Origin of the sequence: Mucilaginibacter sp. CSA2-8R, assembly GCF_038806765.1 — a bacterium.
Lineage (GTDB): Bacteria > Bacteroidota > Bacteroidia > Sphingobacteriales > Sphingobacteriaceae > Mucilaginibacter.
Genome location: NZ_CP152389.1, coordinates 510,137 through 531,053, shown reverse-complemented (window position 1 = coordinate 531,053; position 20,917 = coordinate 510,137). Strand labels below are relative to the sequence as shown.

The following is a 20,917-nucleotide window of genomic DNA, read 5'->3' as shown; positions in this document are numbered from 1 at the left end:
TGATGAGTATATGATTAGAAACAACATTTTTACCGATGTCCCTAAAATCAAAACTACTCCTCCACCCCTTCCAATATCTTCCCCGGCTGTTTAAAGTTGCTGCGTACAAAGTGGCACCAGTCGCAGTCGGGTTTGCCGCAGCCGGTGGCAAAATCGTGGGCCATAATTTTGTGGTAGGTTTCGGTAAGCTGGCGGGTTACCAAGGCAACATCTTCGGGGTAAATCACAATTTTTTCTTTGTGGTAGCGCCCATCCACCGGCTCAATAAAGTCAAACACTGTGCTCACCGCTTCCCAAGGCTTAATCTTGTCATTATCAACCAGGATTTTGTAAAACACGGCTTGTCGCCAGTAATCGCCGCCATTGGGCTTGTCGGCTGTAGGCCGCATCAGCTTTTCTTTAGCATATTTGAGCTTGCCTGTTTTGTAATCTACAATGTTAACCTGGCTGCCGTTAATCTCAACCTTATCTAAGTTACCTCTTACCGGCACACCGTTAAATGGAAATGCTCGCACAGGATGTTCCACCTCTACATTAGTATGCCACTGGTTTACGTTCTCGTTGTAAAAAGCCGGCAAAATTTTATCGCCGTAATCCATCCGCAGTTTAAATTCTTCGCTGGTAAAAGCATCCCGGTTACGGTGCATAAACCATCTAAACTCCCGAACAAATTCATCAGCACTACCAAACTTACGGTCATTATCACTCATTCGCTTAAACGTACGGTACAGCGCATGGTGCACTGCCGAACCAAAGGCCATTGCCGGACTTTTACCGGCCGGTACCCTAATGAGGTTTTGGAAGTAAAACTTAAGCGGGCAATCCAGGTATGTATTTAAATGCGTTACCGAGAGCACATAATTTTGCAGCAGTTGGTTAATGTAGTTTTTATCAAGCAACTGCACCACTGGCTTATCATCCTCGGTAAACTGTGTGGCGAAATAAGCCATTAAGGCATCTTCATTAACCTTTGACTGCTTTACCTGCAGATGACTGGCTGCCAGTATTTCGCCCACAAACTGCGAGGCTTCCTGGTCTTTACCATTACGATCTTTGGCCGGGTAAGAAATACGCAAACACTGCTTGGCCCGCGTTAAGGCCACATAAAACAAACGTCTTGATTCTTCCTGCTGTGCATTATCGTCGCCAGGTGCCTGCATCAATGTATCCGGGAAGCTAAAACCAGTATTACGGCCTTTGCTGTCCCATATCCTTTTGGTACAGCCAATCAGAAATACATGCTCATACTCTAAACCTTTAGAGCCATGTGCCGTTAAAAAATTTACGCCGTTTTCGGCATGTATGACCTGGTTCAACTCCAGCCTGATGTTATTGCGCTTCATCAAATCAACCGTTTTGATGATGTCCTTAAGTTTAATATCCGGGCTCTTGCGGGCTTCATCGCGCACAAAATTGAACAGGCTGGTTAGTATCTCCATATGCCAGCCTTTGTCGGGCTGTTGCATTATGTATTTAAGTATTCCTAAAGCAGTAATTACCTGCTGAAATAATTGCTGCAGACTCAAACTCACTGCGGCTTTCAGTAAAAAATTAATGTCGGTAACTAATTGCCGCATCTCCATGTATTCGGGCTGCTCAAACAGATTCACTTGTCGGTTAGCCTTCATTTCGCTTACGTAACGCCTGATGGAGGTTTTAGGCTCGTTAGACTGGCTATAATTAGCCTTTGATACCGCTATGCTTACCTTAGCAATTTCGATAGGCGGAATATCAAAAAAATCATAGTGCATAATCTCGAACAGTAACTCATCGCCGCTGTAAGGCGAATCAAGTTCCATTGCGAGATACTGCAACAGGTTGATGATTTTCTCGCCGAAAGGCAGTGTGAGAATATCGATTTTGCGCTTGGTATTCACCGCTACCTTTTTAGCATCCAGGTACTGTATCAATTGCTCCACCTGGTTGTGGTTTCGATAAATTACGGCAATGTCAGCAGCCAAGCTGCCACGCTCAATAAGGCGCTCTATCTGATAAGCCACATCTACCAACTCCTGGTCGGGGTTTTCGTATTCATTGATGATGGGCTCTACCATCTCTTTTTCGAACCGGGGATGCGAGGCCATCAGGTTTTTATCCAACCGCAGCTGACTGGTTAAGCGTTCGCGATTATTGTTGATGAGCACACGTGATACATCCAGAATTACCTGGTTAGAGCGGTAATTATTTTTGAGCACTACGGTGTGCAGGGTTTTCACATAGTCGCCGGCAAAGTCGAGTATGTTTTTCATATTAGCCCCCTGGAAACGGAAAATAGACTGGTCATCATCGCCCACCACAAATACGTTGGGATTTTCCCAGTAAGTGAGCAAAAACTTAAGCAGTTCATTTTGCGAACCGCTGGTATCCTGAAACTCATCTACCAGTATATACTGATGCCTTTCCTGATAGCGGCGCAACAAGTTTTCGCTATCGCGAAAAGCCCTGAGTACCCAGATAATCATGTCGTCATAATCATACCGGCCGCGTTGCTGTAACCTATTCTGGTAGTTCTCAAACTCTTTAACTGCACAAAGCAGCTTATCCATCAGCTCTTTAGCGGCGTCAATATCTTTCTGCTTAGGATCGCCTTTTTGAATACCTTTGGCGGCATTGGGCCGCTTATAAATAAACTCCTCGCGGTTGGGTAAATCATCAATATATTCCTGTACCGCACGCTCAATCATGGTCAGTTCCCAGTTTTCGCGCTTCATGGTGCTAAACAAGCTTTTTAGCCGGGGCACATCATAGTAAATATCGCCGGTAAACCGCTTCAATAAATGATCGGTGTCAAATTCATCTACCAGTTCTCTAAATAGCATGGCAGATTCCAGATCGTTCAGCGGCTCCAAGCTTACCTTGCCAAAATAATCCAGATTTTCCTGAATAATATCATTACAAAACGCGTGGAAGGTATAGATGTTGATTCGGTAAGCATCAGGTCCTATAAACTCAAAAAGACGTTTACGCATAGCCACAGCTCCGGCATCTGTATAAGTAAGACATAATATCTCGTTGGGCTGGGCATCGGTTTCGAGCAGTATTTTACCTATCCGTGCTGCCAGTATTTGTGTTTTACCGGTACCAGGGCCAGCCACAACCAGCACCGGGCCATCAATTTTATTAACGGCTGCTAATTGCTCAGCATTTAACTGAGCTAAAATACTATTAAACTTTTCGGTAGGAGACTGCATCATTACAAAAGTAAAGGTACAGAATTTGAAAATGCAGCAGTAATGATTTTAGTGCACTATATAAGCGGAGCTTAAATATTTTATAGCAAAAATTGACACAATAAGCTTGACTGAAATAGCTATGTTGTGTCTTATCGGTTAACAACTTGACCCTTTTTCTAACTGAATTTTAATCAACTTTTAAGCACTTCATTAAAAGTTAAAACTACTTTTATATATTACCCGCATGCATTGGTACGAAGACGAGGTTAAAGCCCTTGAAAAGAAAATAAGGGAATTACCCTATCAGCCCGAAACCTTATTTTACGGGAGTTCGAGTATACGTTTATGGAGCAGCCTGAACGACGATTTTATGGCATATAAACCTATCAACCTTGGTTTTGGCGGATCTACCCTGGCGGCTTGTGTTTGGTTTTTTGACAGGCTGATGGTGCAGTTAAACCCTAAGCGCCTTGTTGTTTATGCGGGCGACAATGACCTGAGCGATGGCCGTAACCCGGAAGAAGTATTTATATTTTTTGAGCAACTGGTAGTAAAAGCCCAGCAACGTTTTGGCAACCTGCCCTGTTATTATATTTCTATTAAACCCAGCCCCAGCCGCTGGCACCTGGCCGACCAGTTTAGATATGCTAATAATTTGATTGAGAGCGAAATTATTAAGCAGGATAATAACTGGCGCTTCATCAATATTTTCGAAGCAATGCTGGATGCCGATCATAATCCAAAAAAAGAATACTACGGTGCCGATTTCCTGCATATGAACCCCAAGGGTTACGAACTCTGGACGCAACTGATCACCCAGCAATTGTCGCGCTGATTTTTCCGTTTATGATGTATGCAAAACCTGGACACGCGATAGTTAAAAACAATTAACCCCATGGAAAGAGCATATCATCAATGGTTCAGTAAAGCGCTTCAGCGCAATATGGAGTTGCTGGTATTTGGCCATGCCGGCCGGGCTGTACTATTTTTCCCAACGCGTATGGCCAGATTTTATGATTATGAAAATTGGGGTATTGTTGGTTCGCTATTTGAAAAGTTAGAGAATGGCGAACTACAATTATTTTGCGTAGACAGCATTGATGCCGAAAGCTTTTACAATAAAAACATACATCCGGCAGGCCGCATAGCACGCTACATTCTGTATGAAAATTATTTGATTAATGAGGTGTTGCCTTTTATACGCAAGCTAAATGGCAGTAGCGGGCTAGCGGTAGCAGGCTGTAGCATGGGCGCTTATCATGCTGTAAACTTAGGCTTAAAACACCCCCAACTGTTTACTAAGGTAACCGGCATGAGCGGCCGTTATGACCTTACTATATCACTGCCCAATTACGATGATTTGTTTGACGGCTACCGTGATGAGGATATTTACTTTAACATGCCGAGGCAGTATATGTCTAATTTAACTGACGAAGGCCTGCTTAATACTATCAAGCAACTGGATATTACTATAGCCATTGGCGAAACAGACCCCTTTTTGCCCGGTAACTTAGCTTTTTCAGATCTATTATGGTCTAAAGGTATTACTCACCAGTTTTACATTTGGGATAATGATGCACACCGGCCCCGGTACTGGCGGCAAATGGTGAAGTTTTATTTGTAGATTAAATATCTCCAACCGGTAAGCTTAGCCAGAAGGTACTGCCCTGCCCCAAGGTGCTATCTACCCATAGTTTACCGTTATGCCGGCTCACAATTTCGTGTGATATGTACAACCCGATACCCAAACCCGAAATGTTAGGATTCAGGTCCTCAACCCTATAAAATCTCGAAAACACATGTTGTAATTTTTCAGCAGGTATACCCATACCAAAATCTTTAACGCTGATTTGCACTTCGTTTGCAGTATGATTGATCCCTACCTCTACGCGGTTATCCTGCGGCGAATATTTAATGGCATTAGTAAGCAGATTAATGATTACCTGTTCTATACGTTGCGGGTCACCATAAATCTGCAAGTTGTCGATGTTTGGATGAAAGCTGATGGTGTGTGTTTTGTTTGAGTGCTGTATAAGCTCTATAGCGTCATCAACAACTTGGCATATATCAAAGTTATCTTTAGTTAACTGCAGTTTTCCAGCCTCAATTTTTGATACATCTAACAAGTCAGATACCAATCCCGACAGCTTTTTGACTTGCTGAAGAGTTTTGATCATAAACTTTTTAGTATGCTCATCTTTAATTTGCCTATTCAAAATCTGCAGATAGCCGATAATACTGGTTAACGGTGTTTTAAGCTCATGGCTGGCCAAACCAATAAACTCATCCTTTTTATCATTGAGTATTTTTACTTCTTCAAATAGCTTTGCGTTATCAATACCAATGGCAGCTTGTGCCGCTATCGGCATAACTAAAGCTTCGTGCTCAGCAGTAAATCTGCCAACTTCGGAGTGACCAAAAAACAAGCTGCCAATAACAGAGCCCAATCTGGATACTACAGGAACTGCCATATAACTTTTAACCGGCAGGTGCCCTTTAGGCATCCCATTATGCGGATGGTTTTGTCCATAACGAGCATCTAAGGTAATATCATCTACACGCACAATACCGTGGCCTGAGAATGTTGGATGAAACAAAACCGTATTTCGGGGCATGCCTAATTGTTCGAACGCCTCTTTAGGTGCGCCTGATAAGGTATAGAGCATTAATGCGTCACCGCTTTCATTAATGGTATTATAGAAAAAAGCACCAAACTCTGCTCCGGTAAGCTCGGTTGTAACATCAGTTACTTTTTGAAGTATTTTCTGAAGGTCAAGCCCCTCAGAAATAATCTTGGTTACTGAGTTAATAATCTCTAACCGGTGCGTATGGCTTTTTAGTGCTTGTTCTGTAGCTTTCTGCAAGCTAATATCACGGGCTATTTTGGAAGCTCCTATTACCCTACCATCACTGTTCATTACCGGTGATACCGACAAAGAAATAGGAATTTCTTTACCTTCCTTGGTTAACCTGACAGTTTCAAAATGGTCTACCTTGTTACCCTGGCCTATATTACTTATAATATAATCTTCTTCTTGTAAACGCGATGTTGGTATCAGCATAGATATATGCTTACCAATAGCTTCTTCGGCAGTATAACCAAACATTTTTTCAGCAGCCTTATTCCAACTGGTAATAACACCTTGCAGTGTTTTACTCAAAATAGTATCATCAGAAGTATCAACAATGGCTGCCAGCATGGCTTGTCGCTCCTCGGCCTGATTTCTTTCTGTAATATCGCGAACAATTTTGGAGGCACCTATAATTTTACCATACCTGTCGGTAACCGGCGATACTGAAAGGGAGATAGTTACTGCCTTTCCACCCTTAGTAACACGTACAGTTTCAAAATGATCTATTTTCTTTCCTTGAGAGATACTGCCGATAATTGTATCTTCCTCGTGAAGTCGAGCTTCCGGAATAAGTATGGAGATGTGCCTGCCAATGGCCTCTTCGGCAGTATAGCCAAATAAATTGTGTGCAGCGTTATTCCAACTGGTAATTATTCCATCCAAAGTTTTACTAATAATGGCATCACTTGAATTGTTTACAATAGCAGCCAGCAATGCTCCATCATCTCCATTATTAAGATAATCTGTGATGTCAATCAAGGTACACACACCACCTATAACATTATCATTGGCAATGAACGGCTTGGCATACCACTTTAGTTTTATTATACCACCATCAGGATGTTTAAATAGTACTTCCTCACCATTAACAGTGTTACCTTGTTGTAACGTACAATACATTAGGCCCTGTTCTGTTGTAAAAGAACCGCTATGTAAGGGAGTAATATGTACAGTGAAACTGTTTAAAGTACTACCGACTGTTAAAGCTTTACCACATAAATTTGAGGCAGACTGGTTAAGCCCTGTAACTACTCCTTGAGTATCATAACTAAATGAAGCAACTGGTATTTGATCTAACCATGCCGTTAAATATGTTGTCTGATTACTAACTGTTAACTGGTTGGTGTTTTGCATCGCACTATTTCAAATCTGTCTCTATAACGTTACGTACAAACTTACTCTTAAATGTTGTAAATACATACATTTCAAGTTAAATGTAACGACTTACTTAATCCAATGTGTAGATCTGCTATTAGAGCATTTTGCTAAAAATTTTGAGTGCATGTATGCAAAAAGGCATCTACTGTTTTATAGTGGATGCCTTGTTGTTATCATATAATTTGAAAACCTAAATTAGTTTCGTTTAAAAGTGTAAGGCATAGCGTTAAATTGTCCTGATGTAATGGTACCTAAGGTTATAGAAACATAGTTTCCATTCTCATCATAATTGAGCTTGCTGGATGTAAAACTGTAAGTACCGGTAATCGTTTTTTTAACGGTATCTACTGCCGATATTGTAACCGAACCGGCATTGGCTTCAGCTGCAGTCCCGTACAATACAAAATCATAATTCCCTGTTGATGTTAGCTGTTGAGTGTATAAGCTCATGGCCACAGGTGAGGTAAGCGTATCATCAACCTTGTAAGTTGTCAAAGGAAAAGCACTGTTATTCGTATCATTTTGCTTAACGCTGGTTATTACTCTTTTCTGGCTTTTGGTACCGGTAAAGCTAAATTCTTTTACTCCAGTTGCGGCTGTATAAGTAATTGCGGCACTCAAGGTATCGGGAGTCCAAACGTTACCATTAATATAGGCTTGTAAAATCGGTGTTGTGGCTGCCGTATCGGTGCTGTCGTCCTTTTTCTTACAGCTTTGCATCAACAAAGCAGGTACCATAAGCATGAGTAAGTTAACCAGAGTTTTCATATATGCGCTTAATTTTTGCGCAATATATCTTACTGTAAAACTCGATTTTTTTATTTCACATTTTTTAACAGTAATCTAATCCGGGTATGATTTTACTGTTACAGTTATAATAATATTTTATTCTTACCGTTATTTACAGCTTCAATAAACTTAATTAAACCTTTCATATAATTGTCCTGGTCATCGTACATAGCCAGGTGGCTACCGTAAGGGCAATACAGGTAACTACCGTTTGGCAACTGTTTCGACATCCAATCCATTTGTTTAGGGTCCATGGTGTCGCCCTCGGCGCCTATAGTTAAAGTTGGCACTTTAATTTTTGGCAAATCAGCTTTACGGTCCCATTTTTCGAGCTTACCGGATATACCAAATTCGCTCGGCCCCTGCATGGTTACGTACAACGACTCGTTCATTTTACTAAATGAGCGATTGATAGGCTCAGGCCACTGGTTTAAAGGGATACGGCAAATGTGTTTGGCATAAAAGTTAGGTTTAAGCAATTGCATGTATTCCGGATTTTTAAAATCACCTTTAGCCTCAATAGCCCTGATTTTGGCCAGCACTTTAGGATCCATCTGTTTGGCTAATACATCATTGGCATACTTTCCATAATCGGGACAACTGGCCATCATGTTAGAGATTACCAACCCCTTTAAATGACCTTGATATTTCAGCGCATACTCCATCGCCAAAATGCCACCCCAGGAATGGCCGAGTAAGTAAAAATTATCTTTATCCAGTTTTAACGCCTGGCGCACTTGTTCTACCTCTTCTACATACCGAGGCAGGCTCCACATCGAGGTATCTTTCGGGTTATCAGAATTACCGCAGCCTAACTGGTCATAGTAAATCAGCTCAATCCCTTTATTGGGTAAAAAGCTTTCCATACACTCAAAATATTCGTGTGTAGCACCCGGACCGCCATTGAGCAGAAGGACTTTAATTTTAGGATTGTTGCCTATCTTTTTAGTCCAAACATTAAATTTTCCCTTAGGCGTGTTGATGGGAATAACCTGTACTCCGCCGGTTTTAGCGCCGGCTGTGCTGTCTTTAAAATAGCTGGATACAGTCATGTCACTCCCCTGCTTATCGTTTTTGCAGGCCACAAAGCCGATAACACAGATCAAGAAAAAAGCTTTAAATAGATGAGTAGATTTAAACATAAGGCAGTGGGCTGATAATTCTAAGATATTGAATTTAAGCATTTGCAAGAGGATTTAAATTCCTCTATTTTACTACAGTGAAAAGACTGTTAAGTTTACTGGTTATTTACACTATTTATTACTTGCTGTTGGGCTGTGCAGTGCGCATGCCTAAAGAAAAGGGCCATTTTAAAACCACCGACCTGGTCGAACTTATTAAAATAGACCCCACGCTAAAACTGGACATACGTTACGCTACCAAAAATAACCTGGCCGGCCGCGCTGTGTACACCCAGCCGCGCGCCTTTTTACAGCGCGATGCGGCGCTGGCCGTTGCCGCGGTAAACCGGGAGCTGAAACCATTGGGTTATGGCCTGCTGATTTTTGATGGCTACCGCCCATGGAGCGTAACTAAACTATTTTGGGATGTGACCAAGCCCAAAGACCGGCAGTTTGTAGCTAATCCCAAAAACGGATCAAGACATAACCGGGGTTGCGCGGTTGATTTATCGTTGTATGATCTTAAAACCGGCAAAGAAGTAGAGATGACGGGCGCCTACGATGAAATGAGCGAACGCTCTTACCCTGAGTATACCGGCGGTACTACCAGGCAACGCCACCTGCGTGACCTACTCCGCAGCAAAATGGAAGCCCACGGTTTTACCGTTTTTAAAGTTGAATGGTGGCACTTTGATTATAAAGACTGGAAGATGTATAGAATTAGCGATGTGCCTTTTGAAAGGTTGTAGTAAACAAAAAGAGGGATGCAGTTTTGAAGCTGCATCCCTCTTAGTTTATATACCAAAAAACGACTAATATCTGTAATACTCCGGTTTAAACGGACCATCAACAGTAACGCCGATGTACTCAGCCTGGTACTGGTCTAACTCTTCCAATTCAACACCAATTTTTGCTAAGTGTAAACGGGCTACTTTTTCGTCTAGGTGCTTAGGCAGTGTGTATACTTTGTTTTCGTAAGCATCACCGTTAGTCCAAAGCTCTAACTGCGCTAAAGTTTGGTTGGTAAACGAGTTAGACATTACGAAGCTTGGGTGACCGGTTGCACAACCTAAGTTTACCAAACGACCTTCGGCCAGTACAATCACATCTTTACCTTCGATAGTATACTTATCAACCTGTGGTTTAATTTCCACTTTGGTATTACCGTAAGCACCGTTTAACCAGGCCATATCAATCTCGTTGTCGAAGTGACCGATATTACAAACGATGGCTTTGTCTTTAAGGGCACGGAAATGCTGCTCGCGTACAATATCGCAGTTACCGGTAGCGGTTACCACAATATCAGCTTCGGCAATCGCAGTGCTTAGCTTTTTAACTTCAAAACCTTCCATTGCAGCCTGAAGGGCACAAATCGGGTCAATTTCGGTAACAATTACACGAACGCCTGCATTACGCAATGAGTCGGCCGAACCTTTACCTACATCGCCATAACCACAAACCACAGCTACTTTACCAGCCATCATTACGTCAGTTGCACGGCGGATAGCGTCAACCAATGACTCGCGGCAACCGTATTTGTTATCAAATTTAGATTTGGTAACCGAATCGTTGATATTGATAGCCGGGATAGGCAGGGTACCATTTTTAACGCGCTCGTATAAACGGTGCACACCAGTGGTAGTTTCTTCAGACAAACCTTTGATTGCGCCAACCAGTTCAGGGTATTTATCTAATACCATATTGGTTAAGTCGCCACCGTCATCTAAAATCATGTTTAACGGCTGGCGGTCTTCGCCAAAATATAATGTTTGCTCAATACACCAGTCAAATTCTTCGGCATTCATACCTTTCCAGGCATAAACAGAAATACCGGCAGCAGCAATGGCAGCAGCAGCATGATCCTGGGTTGAAAATATATTACAAGATGACCAGGTAACTTCGGCACCCAGTTCAACAAGTGTTTCAATTAAAACAGCAGTTTGGATAGTCATGTGCAAACAGCCTGCAATACGTGCACCTGCTAAAGGTTTTGCTGCACCAAATTCGGCACGTAAAGCCATCAAACCAGGCATTTCGGCTTCAGCAAGCTCTATCTCTTTGCGGCCCCAATCGGCCAGAGACATATCTTTTACTTTGTGTTTAACGTAGGTAGTTTCTACTGATGACATACTTAATTATTTTGTACGCAAAGGTAGTTAATACCAGCAGGTTATACAAACCCGTTGTTTATTTACGCACAACATGACATACAGCAGACCTTCGCCTAACAGTGTTTAATTTAAGTTCAGATACTGTTTCGGATTAACTGCCCTACCATTACGGCGAACCTCGTAATGAAATTGCGGCCCGGTTGAGCCTACTTTACCAATTAGCTGTCCCACACTGATGCGCTGCCCTTCTCTAACCAAAATGCGGGAAAGGTGCCCGTACCAGGTATAGATATTGTTGCCATGGCTAATGCATCCATATTATTATAACCACCGACCCATGCACTCAGACAAGATAGATATACCGCTTGGTTATGCAAAAACGTCAGTTAAATGTTAATATTTTAACGTGTTAAGTATTTTAAATAGGTATTGAGTACTTTTGCTAAACGATAAATTATTAAGACAACATGTACCCAGAATATTTAGTTGCCCCTATGCGGGCTGATTTAACCAATGCAGGTTTTGAGGAATTGAAAGATGCGCAGGAAGTTAAAAATGCAGTTGAAAGCGAAGGAACTGTATTTGTAATGGTAAACTCGGTTTGCGGTTGTGCCGCAGCTATGGCCCGGCCTGCGGCTAAACTGGCTGCCCAAAATGCAAAACGCCCAACCAAACTGGTAACTGTATTTGCCGGTATGGAAGCTGATGCCGTTAACGAAGCACGCCGCTATATGCTGCCTTACCCACCATCATCACCGGCTATGGCATTATTTAAAGATGGCAAATTGGTGCACATGATTGAGCGCCACCAAATCGAAGGTCGTCCGGCACAGATGATTGCCGATAACCTGATTGATGCTTTTGATCAATATTGCTAAATTTTAGCTACTTTATATTAAATCCGGCCCGCAACGCCGGATTTTTTGTTTTGTATAAAATTCAATAAAAAGGCCGGTAATAACACTATTCATTTTCTTAATTGAGTGAAACAGCATTGATCAAGTACATTTAAGTTCAAAACCATTAAATACTATCCTTTTACAAGGCGGTAAACTTTATAATTACGCTATAACAGTTACCTTTGATTTTCATTTAGTTAATTCTGCTTAAACAACAAACTGATATATTTCAAATAGTTCTATGTTAACAAATAAACCGTTTGCACTTTTTTGGACAAGCATTTGCCTGGCCGCATTAAGTTTACCGGCTGCCGCTCAAACTCAGCCACCCGTTGCAGAAAGTTCGGCGCTAAAAATTTACCGGGCTACCGCCGCTAAAATCAATGATTTGGTGCATACCAAGCTTGATGTAAGTTTTGATTATAAAAAGAGATACCTATACGGTAAAGAATGGGTAACCTTAAAGCCGCACATGTACCCTACCGATACACTGCGCTTAGATGCTAAAGGTATGGATATTAAAACCATAGCTATAGTTAACGGCACCAAAAACATCCCGTTAAAATTCACCTACCAGGATAGCCTGTCGCTTAACATCCACCTGGACCGGGTATACCAAAACAACGAAAAATATACCGTTTACATTGCTTACACAGCCAAACCCGACGATTTAAAAGTAAAAGGCAGTGCAGCTATTAACGATGCCAAAGGTTTATATTTTATTAACCCTGACAGCACCGTAAAAGACAAGCCAGTACAGATCTGGACGCAAGGCGAAACCGAAAGTTCTTCGGCTTGGTTCCCGACTATTGATAAGCCAAATCAAAAAACCACCGACGAAATTTACATGACGGTGCCGGCAAAGTACACTACCTTATCTAACGGTAAACTGGTATCGCAAAAAAGTAACGGTAACGGTACTCGCACCGATTATTGGAAAATGGACTTACCCCACTCGCCTTACCTTTTCATGATGGCAGTAGGTAACTTCAAAATATACAAAGATAAGTGGCGCGATAAAGAAGTAAACTATTACCTGGAGCCTAAATATGCGCCTTATGCCAAAACTATTTTTGGGTATACCCCAGAGGTAATGGAGTTTTACTCAAAAACATTAGGTGTTGACTATCCATGGAACAAATATGCACAGATTGTAGTACGCGATTATGTAAGCGGCGCGATGGAAAACACCACTGCCACCCTGCATGGCGATTATGTACAAGGTACTGCCCGCGAGTTTCAAGACCGTTATTACAACATTAGCCAGGGCGAAAGCACGGTGGTGCACGAGCTTTTTCACCAGTGGTTTGGCGATTATGTAACTGCTGAAAGCTGGAGCAACCTGACAGTTAACGAGTCTTTTGCAGATTTTAGTGAAACCCTTTGGGCCGAGCACAAATATGGCAAAGACGAGGGCGATGCACACATTAACAGCGATCGCAAAGCCTATTTTAACTCTGCCGATGCGTCGAGCAAAGATCTGGTACGTTTCCATTACAACGACAAAGAAGATATGTTCGACGTAGTGACGTACCAAAAAGGCGGCTCTATACTTTATATGCTGCGTAATTTTTTAGGCAACGATGCTTTTTATAAAGGCCTTAATATATACCTGAAAAATAACGCCTTTAAAAATGGCGAGGCGCAACAATTACGTTTAGCTTTAGAAGAAGCCAGTGGCAAAGACCTTAACTGGTTTTTTAACCAATGGTATTACAATGCCGGCCATCCAGAGCTAAACATTACCTACAATTGGGATGCTGCCACCAAAACTCAGTCTATCTATCTGCAGCAAAATCAGGCAGGCAATGCCTTTGTGCTGCCTATGGCTATTGACATTTATAGCGGCGGTAAAAAAGAGCGCCATATGGTTTGGATGCGCGATAAAACCGACACCCTCACATTTAAGCTGGCAGCCAAACCCGATTTGGTGAATGTAGACGGCGACAAAATGCTGCTTGCCAAAAAAACAGATGTTAAGATGGGTGCCGAATTTTTATTCCAATACAACAATGCACCTTTGTATTTAGACCGTGCGGAGGCCTTGACCTGGGCAACGGCTCAGCGCTCGGATAACACTGAAGCTCGCAAAATTATCCTGGCTGCTCTTAAAGACAAGTATTATGGTATTCGGATGGATGCCATCAGAGCTTTGAAGCTTAACAATGATGATGTGCGCAATGCGGCACAGCCAGTACTGATTAACCTGGTACAAACCGATAAAAACAACTTAGTTAAAGCTGCAGCTATCAATGCCTTAGCGGGTTTAAAAGCGTCAGGCAATACTACGCTATTTAAGCAAGCTTTAAATAGCCAGTCGTATGCTGTACAGGCATCAGCACTTAATGCCCTTAACCAGCTCGATCCGGCGTCAGGGCTGGCATTAGCTAAAAGCCTGGAAAAAGATAGTGATGGCCAATTAGCACAAAGCATTTTAAATATATACGCCACCAGCGGTGGCGATGCCGAGTGGCCTTATGTGAACCGTAAATTTGACGAGGCCGACGTGCAAGCTAAATTTTCGGTAATGCGTAGCTATGTAGCTTACGTTGGTCGCCTGCAAAAATCGGAGTATGCGCAACAAGGTATTGAGCAAATTAAAACTGTAGGCACACGTTACAAGCAATATGGCGTTGCCCCGGCATTGGTTAATTTTTTACAAACCATTAAAGACCAGCGCGCCAAATTGAACGATACTGCTTCTGTTAATGCTGCAGATAATGCCATTAAACAAATGCAATAATACGTAACGCTAAATTTTTATTGTTGATAGGCTGCCCGATGTTGAGGGCGGCCTATTTTATTTTAATTAAAACGGTAAAAGCACTCAAATGTTAAAAACATTAAATAGTTAGCATATTAAGGAGTAATGTAATAACTTAGTTTATAATTGTTTAAAGCCATGATAAAAACCTGCCTTTCCGCTATTGTTTTAAGTGTATTTGGTTTTGCTGCCCAAGCTCAAATTTATAAGCAGAAAGCACCATCAACCTTATTAACACCAATGGACCAGCAATTAAAGCTGGATACTAACCTCAACATAACCATTGGGGCACCGCTTGATAAAAAACAACTGTTTGAAAAGAACCTGGCCGACAGGATACGCAAGGCAAGCATCAACGCTAACCAAACTGCTCAGCACGAAATATTTTACAGTACCATGCCGGTTGCAGGTAAAAAGAACGGCGGGAGCACCGATAACATGCCCATAGTGAAATTAAGTGATACCGATACGCGTTATACCATGCTGATTAAGCCTATTGATGTTGTTGATCCGACTAAAAAGGAGCAGCCAAAGGTTAATCCTTAAACGCAGTTACCTATTACTCAATGCTGCCCAACCATTCTCGGGCTTCATTAATATCATTAAAAAACTGGGCAGTTACTTTACCCATGGTAATATCAATGCTTTTATGTGCCGACATCCGGCTAAAAGTACTTGGCGAATATATCCATGCAAAATGTCTCAAGCCGGCATCTTGCATAGCTGGGAACCAGTATTGCCCCCCCCAATCAGCAGCCTCCGACCAATTGCCCATTACTAATGTATTGTCATTTAAAACTTTAGAGCAATGCGTCTTTTTTAACAGATCGAGCATAATAAGGCAACCTTTTTTAACTGACTCGAAATTTTGGTAGCCTATCCAGTTCACATCCATCCACTGCATTTCTGGTACATACTTCATTTCAATAAAGTTTCCTTTGTAATAGGTTTGATAGTCGGTCTCTAAATCAATAAGCTGTTGCTGTCCACTTACCGGCAACAAAAAATAAAAAACCGATCCCTTACCAATTTCGCTCTCTATCCAAAAGCTTCCGTTATGCCGTTTGATGATTTCTGATGAAATGAACAAACCCAAACCTAAGCCCTGAAAACGCATTGAGCTATTATCAACCCGATAATAACGATCAAAAAGTTTATTCAGGCTTTCCGGTTCTATACCTATACCAAAGTCCTGAACAGATACTATGATATTATCTTGCTGCAGTTCCGAGCGTACTATAATTTTGTCGGCATCAGGTGAGTATTTAATTGCGTTAACCAAAAGGTTGTTTATAACCTGTTCAATCCGCATACGATCGCCGTTATAGGTTACCGGAGTATTGAAATCAACGATGATTTGATGCCTTTCGCTGGTTTGTTGCATGTTATCCACAACCTCTTGCAATACCGAATCAAATTCAAATGGCGATAAGTTATAATTCATTTTGCCTGCATTGATTTTTGAAACGTCAAGCAGATCAGAAATCAGGCTCTCCAGGCGCCGGAGCTGTGTAATGGCCTTATTAATAAAGCGATAAGCGTTAATTTCGGGAGAGAGTGCTTTTTGTCCTAATTGCAAAAAAGCTTTTACTGATGTTAACGGAGTTTTTAACTCATGACTGGCAATACTTAAAAATTCGTCTTTTTGCTTTTCAATCTCCTTTTGTTCATGAATATCAGTATTGGTACCAAACCATTTAACTACCTGCCCGCTGCCATCAGTAAGCGGTAGTGCCTTACCCAAATGCCACCGGTAAATGCCATCAGCAGCCTGCCTAATTCGAAATTGAGATTCGAAAGGTACTTCATAATCTAACGAATACTGCCATTGATCAGTAATACGCTGCAGATCGTCAGGATGAATTACGGATGTCCATTCCCAACCTATCTCGTCAGACAAAGATAGACTGCTATACTCAGTAAAGCGCTTGTTATGATAGTCTAAAATACCACCCGGGTTAGCCGTCCACACTTGTACTGGAACATTATCAGCAATCATTTTAAACTGCTCTAACCCCACCAGTAAAGCATCCGCATTAATTTCAGCCAAGGTTCTGTGAGCTTCGGCCTGAGCGGTCAATTGTTGACATGCTAAACTTAATTGTTCATTTTCCTGCTTAAGCTGCTCGATTTCAGCTTTATACTTATCTTCTAACGAAAGCATGTAACTATAATTAGCTAATAAAAACAAACATCAGCAAAAAATTCATCATACCCGCATTTAACTATTAAGAATATCGTCTGGCTTTAAAAATGATTTACCTAAAGTTGGCTCTTAGTACGACTGTAGCTTAAAAATAACCTGTAGCGTTAGTAATCTTTATTAAGCAGCTTTTCGAGTTCGGCAAAGCTAATGTTCATTTTTACCCGCCCCTGTTTAGCATAAGATATTTCGCCGGTTTCTTCTGATACTATGATGGCAGAAGCATCATTAGCCTCAGTAACACCAATACCCGCCCTGTGGCGCAGCCCAAATTGTGCAGGCAAATCACTATTATCGGTTAAAGGCAAAATACAACTGGCCGATTTAATTTTATTGCCCGATATGATAACCGCACCGTCATGCAACGGTCCGTTTTTTTGAAATATGGTTTCAATAAGTCTTTTCGAAATTTTGGCATCCATCACTTCACAACTGGTTTGAAAAATTTGCTCGTCGTAATCCTTCACAAAAACAATTAGCGCACCGGTATGCGTTTGTTTCATGCTCTTGCAGGCGTCTATAATGGGCTTAATACGTTTGTAGTTATCTTTCTCCACATCCGATTTTCCTAAAAAATACCGCCACCACGTCCTGTTACGCTGCAAAGATGCATTACGCCCTACCAGCAACAAAAACCGCCTGATTTCTTGCTGAAAGACAACAATAATAGCGATGATACCCACATTCATAAAATTGCCTAAAATGGTAGTCAGCAATTTCATATCCAGCGCTTTTACAATAAAGTAAAGCACACATAACATGGCCAGGCCAATAAATATATTTGCCGCAATAGTGCCACGTATTAAATTGTATAACTGGTAGATTAAAATGGCTACCAGTAATATATCTAATATGTTAAAAAACAGGTTGGTTTTAAATGGGCTTAAGTCTATCGACTGCATAAGCGAAGTTATACAAATTAGCCCGGTTTGAGAAGTATAGCACAGGTTTGATTGCAGTCAGCATAAGTACCTATTTATATTAATGTAAAACGCCGGACAGACATGCCCGGCGCCTAAATTATTATTTTAATAACGTTTACTGGGTGCTGAGTTTAGGCAAAACCCGTTGGTCGGGCGGCAATGCTATGTATTTTTTATATGAATCGTTAATGTAAGCCGCTAAAGATTCTGCTTTATTACTGCGTATAAATTCATATGTAGGTCTATACAAAATCATGAAGTTTTCCAGATCACGATCTTTTAACGGTACAATACTGCCTACATACGCTTTGGTAAATACCGAATCAACATGGCGTTCTTTTACTTCTCGCTCGAAATATTTTTTAAGTCTGCGGGCGTCTTTGGCATCCTTACCAAACCAAGAGGTTGGCGAAAGCACATATACCTTACTTTTTTCATACACCTGATGGTATTCGGCACGTGGATTAAAACGCTGACCACGTACGCTTACTTCGCGCAGTGCAATACCCAGTGGGGTCATCACAATGTTTTTATATTTTAAGTCGGTGATATACAGCGTATCAGATACATATCCTGGCGAAGAAAAAATAAGGGTATGCCCCATCAACCCTCTGATATCAAAAGAGCCATTATCGCCGGTTAAAACAACCTGGTTATTGTTAGTATTACGTACCAGTACATCGGTTAGCTTGTTGTTGGTACCAGTCTCAATCACCTGCCCCTTTATATGATTATCCTGAGCGCTGGCAGCAAAGCCCGTCAACATCAATAAAAGTACTATTGTATATCTAAAACTTATCATGTTACCCCGTATCTGTCTATCTAAAACCGCGTTGTTACGGCTTAGTTTGCATATAAATTGTTAAAGTTTAATAATAAAAAACCCGGCTATTAAGCCGGGTTTTTTACTACTTTTTAAAAGTATTATTTGATTCGTTGTAATCAGGCAATACTTTATCCGGGTCGTAAGTAACTGACTCAATTTCTGAAGTGGACGGGTATTTGAAAGTCCAGGTGTTGTTACGCTCCCAAATTTCAACCGGTAGCTTAATACGCTCCGTTTTACCGCCTTTCTCTTTAATTTCGAGTATAACCGGCATGGCCATCTTCTCTAAATTATCTAAGGTAATTAGTGCACCTTTACTGGCATCGTTGTCAACGTATTTTACGTCGCGCACGGCAACGTCCAAACGCCAGTTATTTAAAAACCACCCGCGCCAAAACCATTGTAAACTTTCGCCAGAGGCGTTCTCCATCGTGCGGAAAAAGTCATCCGGTGTTGGGTGTTTAAATGCCCAACGATCAATATAAGTACGGAAAGCAAAGTCAAAGCGCTCGGGGCCTAATATGGTTTCGCGCAGCATAGTTAAACCTGCACCTGGTTTTGAATATAGCAGTAAACCATTATTGCGTTCTTTTAAACCGGCAGGTGTGTTCAATATAGCTTCCACATCCGGGCGGGTGAACAAAGCACCTACGCGGTGCATATCCATAACGCGGTCTTTGTATTCACCATTGTTGAAAGCAGCGGTCGAAAGTGTATTGATGAAAGTATTAAAACCTTCGTCCATCCAACCATATAAGCGCTCGTTTGAACCTACAATCATCGGGAACCATGTATGGCCAAACTCATGATCGTTTACACCCCATAAACCAGCTCCTCTGCTGCGGCTGCTACAGAAAACGATACCCGGATATTCCATACCACCTAAATTACCTGCAACGGTAGAAGCTACCGGGTAAGGGAATTCGAACCATTTTGACGAGTAATGCTCAATAGCTTTTTTAGTATACTCGGTTGAGCGTCCCCAAGCCAATTTACCCATAGATTCCACCGGGTAAGCAGATACCGAAATACACTTTTTACCGCTCGGTAAATTGATTTTAGCAGCATCAACCATAAATGAGGCTGATGAACCCCACGATGCATCACGGGCATTGCGGATTTTAAAACGCCAGGTTAATTCTTGCTTTCCTGCCGGACGCGAAGAAGCCTGAGTCACCTCGTCCTGAGTACGAATCATTACGGTTTCGTTGCTTTGCGCGGCTTGCGCCCAGCGCTTTTGCTGCTCGGCAGTATATACTTCCTGCGGGTTTTGTAATTCGCCGGAGGCCAGTACAATATGGCTTGCCGGAACCGTAATGGCTAAATCAAAATCGCCATACTCCAAGTAAAACTCGCCCGGTCCGCTGTAAGGTACGGTATTCCACCCCATCACGTCGTCATACACACACATGCGTGGGTACCACTGGGCAATACTGAATATTTTACCGTTTTTAGTTTGCTGTATACCGGTACGGTCCGAGCCATAATCAGGTTCTGTAAAAGAATACTCAATCTTTACTTTTACCTGGCCGCCATTAGGAGTAACCTCTTTAGGCAGAAAAATCTGCATGCGGGTATCATTAATCAGGAATTTCACATCTGCATCATTAACCCTAACCGACTTGATGTTATAGCCATTGGTAAACGCACCACGGCCACCATTACGGCTACCGCTTAACGGGATGATGGCACTGCCGCGAGAATCCTGCTTAAACAAGTTCTGATCGAGCTGCATCCATAAAAAGCCCAGCTTTTGCGGACTATTGTTGGTGTAAGTTAACACCTCGCTCCCAGTAATTTCGTTGGTTTGATCGTTAAGGTGGGCCGATAACTGGTAATCAGCACGATTTTGCCAGTAACGCGGACCTGGCTCGCCACTCGCCGCCCTGAACTCGTTACCGTTTTTTTGATAAAACAGCGGACCAAAAGCATCGGTGTAGCTGTACTTAGAAGCTGCCGGGTCGGCTTGCTGTTGTGCACGGCTTAAGCCGGTAACAGCCATTAAAGCCAGCGATAAACCGGCTACAAAGCTTAATTTCATTATCAGGAAGTATAGTTTTAGTTATAAATAAACGGCAATAATAACACTATTTAAGCT

At 41.9% G+C, this 20,917-nt stretch carries 15 protein-coding genes; 6 read left to right on the top strand and 9 right to left on the bottom strand.

Features of this window, described 5'->3' with window-relative positions:
- Positions 1-53 precede the first annotated feature (53 nt).
- Complete coding sequence (locus AAGR14_RS02215; RefSeq protein WP_342646964.1) at positions 54-3,194, bottom strand: ATP-dependent DNA helicase; 3,141 nt, start codon at positions 3,192-3,194, stop codon at positions 54-56.
- Positions 3,195-3,417: 223 nt separating this feature from the next.
- Here AAGR14_RS02215 and AAGR14_RS02210 point away from each other — a divergent pair, with 223 nt between their 5' ends.
- Entirely contained in the window at positions 3,418-4,008 is a 591-nt protein-coding gene (locus AAGR14_RS02210) for a GDSL-type esterase/lipase family protein (RefSeq protein ID WP_342646963.1), read from the top strand.
- A gap of 60 nt (positions 4,009-4,068) precedes the next feature.
- Positions 4,069-4,797, top strand: coding sequence for an alpha/beta hydrolase-fold protein (locus AAGR14_RS02205; protein ID WP_342646962.1), 729 nt, complete (start codon positions 4,069-4,071; stop codon positions 4,795-4,797).
- Between the two features lies 1 nt (position 4,798).
- Here AAGR14_RS02205 and AAGR14_RS02200 read toward each other — a convergent pair whose 3' ends face one another.
- The 3 genes from AAGR14_RS02200 to AAGR14_RS02190 form a co-directional block, all read right to left on the bottom strand.
- Positions 4,799-7,159, bottom strand: a complete 2,361-nt coding sequence (locus AAGR14_RS02200) for a PAS domain S-box protein (RefSeq protein ID WP_342646961.1) — start codon at positions 7,157-7,159, stop codon at positions 4,799-4,801.
- A 219-nt stretch (positions 7,160-7,378) separates the two neighbouring features.
- Positions 7,379-7,951, bottom strand: coding sequence for a DUF6252 family protein (locus AAGR14_RS02195; RefSeq protein ID WP_342646960.1), 573 nt, complete (start codon positions 7,949-7,951; stop codon positions 7,379-7,381).
- A gap of 104 nt (positions 7,952-8,055) precedes the next feature.
- A complete protein-coding gene (locus AAGR14_RS02190; protein WP_342646959.1) occupies positions 8,056-9,114 on the bottom strand; it encodes a proline iminopeptidase-family hydrolase in 1,059 nt (352 codons plus the stop codon).
- A 77-nt stretch (positions 9,115-9,191) separates the two neighbouring features.
- Here AAGR14_RS02190 and AAGR14_RS02185 point away from each other — a divergent pair, with 77 nt between their 5' ends.
- Entirely contained in the window at positions 9,192-9,842 is a 651-nt protein-coding gene (locus tag AAGR14_RS02185) for a M15 family metallopeptidase (protein WP_342646958.1), read from the top strand.
- Positions 9,843-9,905: 63 nt separating this feature from the next.
- Here AAGR14_RS02185 and ahcY read toward each other — a convergent pair whose 3' ends face one another.
- The gene (gene ahcY / locus AAGR14_RS02180) at positions 9,906-11,222 is read right to left on the bottom strand and encodes an adenosylhomocysteinase (protein WP_342646957.1); all 1,317 of its coding nucleotides are present in this window, start codon (positions 11,220-11,222) and stop codon (positions 9,906-9,908) included.
- Positions 11,223-11,671: 449 nt separating this feature from the next.
- Between ahcY and AAGR14_RS02175 the strand changes: the two genes are divergently transcribed.
- From AAGR14_RS02175 to AAGR14_RS02165, 3 genes are all read left to right on the top strand, one after another.
- Positions 11,672-12,082 carry a BrxA/BrxB family bacilliredoxin gene (locus AAGR14_RS02175; protein ID WP_342646956.1) on the top strand — a complete coding sequence of 137 codons (411 nt, stop codon included), beginning with the start codon at positions 11,672-11,674 and terminating at the stop codon, positions 12,080-12,082.
- Between the two features lie 262 nt (positions 12,083-12,344).
- On the top strand, positions 12,345-14,846 hold the full coding sequence (locus AAGR14_RS02170) for a M1 family metallopeptidase (RefSeq protein WP_342646955.1): 2,502 nt from the start codon (positions 12,345-12,347) through the stop codon (positions 14,844-14,846).
- 159 nt (positions 14,847-15,005) lie between these two features.
- Entirely contained in the window at positions 15,006-15,413 is a 408-nt protein-coding gene (locus AAGR14_RS02165) for a hypothetical protein (RefSeq protein WP_342646954.1), read from the top strand.
- A gap of 13 nt (positions 15,414-15,426) precedes the next feature.
- On the opposite strand, the gene AAGR14_RS02160 is transcribed toward AAGR14_RS02165, so the two are convergent.
- The 4 genes from AAGR14_RS02160 to AAGR14_RS02145 form a co-directional block, all read right to left on the bottom strand.
- Positions 15,427-17,031 (bottom strand): PAS domain-containing sensor histidine kinase, encoded by a 1,605-nt coding sequence (locus AAGR14_RS02160; protein WP_342646953.1) that lies wholly within the window; start codon positions 17,029-17,031, stop codon positions 15,427-15,429.
- 146 nt (positions 17,032-17,177) lie between these two features.
- The gene (gene cdaA, locus AAGR14_RS02155) at positions 17,178-17,972 is read right to left on the bottom strand and encodes a diadenylate cyclase CdaA (RefSeq protein WP_342646952.1); all 795 of its coding nucleotides are present in this window, start codon (positions 17,970-17,972) and stop codon (positions 17,178-17,180) included.
- Between the two features lie 136 nt (positions 17,973-18,108).
- Positions 18,109-18,759: a hypothetical protein gene (locus AAGR14_RS02150; protein WP_342646951.1), complete on the bottom strand. Its 651-nt coding sequence runs from the start codon at positions 18,757-18,759 to the stop codon at positions 18,109-18,111.
- 142 nt (positions 18,760-18,901) lie between these two features.
- Positions 18,902-20,860, bottom strand: a complete 1,959-nt coding sequence (locus tag AAGR14_RS02145; protein ID WP_342646950.1) for a M1 family metallopeptidase — start codon at positions 20,858-20,860, stop codon at positions 18,902-18,904.
- Positions 20,861-20,917 lie beyond the last annotated feature (57 nt).

Excerpts from the sequence above, each read along its gene's own strand:
- AAGR14_RS02170 (WP_342646955.1), top strand. The coding sequence starts at position 12,345 with ATGTTAACAAATAAACCGTTTGCACTTTTTTGGACAAGCATTTGCCTG.
- AAGR14_RS02195 (WP_342646960.1), bottom strand. The coding sequence starts at position 7,951 with ATGAAAACTCTGGTTAACTTACTCATGCTTATGGTACCTGCTTTGTTG.
- cdaA (WP_342646952.1), bottom strand. The coding sequence starts at position 17,972 with ATGCAGTCGATAGACTTAAGCCCATTTAAAACCAACCTGTTTTTTAAC.
- AAGR14_RS02215 (WP_342646964.1), bottom strand. The coding sequence starts at position 3,194 with ATGATGCAGTCTCCTACCGAAAAGTTTAATAGTATTTTAGCTCAGTTA.
- AAGR14_RS02200 (WP_342646961.1), bottom strand. The coding sequence starts at position 7,159 with ATGCAAAACACCAACCAGTTAACAGTTAGTAATCAGACAACATATTTA.
- AAGR14_RS02190 (WP_342646959.1), bottom strand. The coding sequence starts at position 9,114 with ATGTTTAAATCTACTCATCTATTTAAAGCTTTTTTCTTGATCTGTGTT.
- AAGR14_RS02205 (WP_342646962.1), top strand. The coding sequence starts at position 4,069 with ATGGAAAGAGCATATCATCAATGGTTCAGTAAAGCGCTTCAGCGCAAT.
- AAGR14_RS02175 (WP_342646956.1), top strand. The coding sequence starts at position 11,672 with ATGTACCCAGAATATTTAGTTGCCCCTATGCGGGCTGATTTAACCAAT.
- AAGR14_RS02150 (WP_342646951.1), bottom strand. The coding sequence starts at position 18,759 with ATGTTGACGGGCTTTGCTGCCAGCGCTCAGGATAATCATATAAAGGGG.
- AAGR14_RS02160 (WP_342646953.1), bottom strand. The coding sequence starts at position 17,031 with ATGCTTTCGTTAGAAGATAAGTATAAAGCTGAAATCGAGCAGCTTAAG.
- AAGR14_RS02145 (WP_342646950.1), bottom strand. The coding sequence starts at position 20,860 with ATGAAATTAAGCTTTGTAGCCGGTTTATCGCTGGCTTTAATGGCTGTT.
- AAGR14_RS02165 (WP_342646954.1), top strand. The coding sequence starts at position 15,006 with ATGATAAAAACCTGCCTTTCCGCTATTGTTTTAAGTGTATTTGGTTTT.
- ahcY (WP_342646957.1), bottom strand. The coding sequence starts at position 11,222 with ATGTCATCAGTAGAAACTACCTACGTTAAACACAAAGTAAAAGATATG.
- AAGR14_RS02210 (WP_342646963.1), top strand. The coding sequence starts at position 3,418 with ATGCATTGGTACGAAGACGAGGTTAAAGCCCTTGAAAAGAAAATAAGG.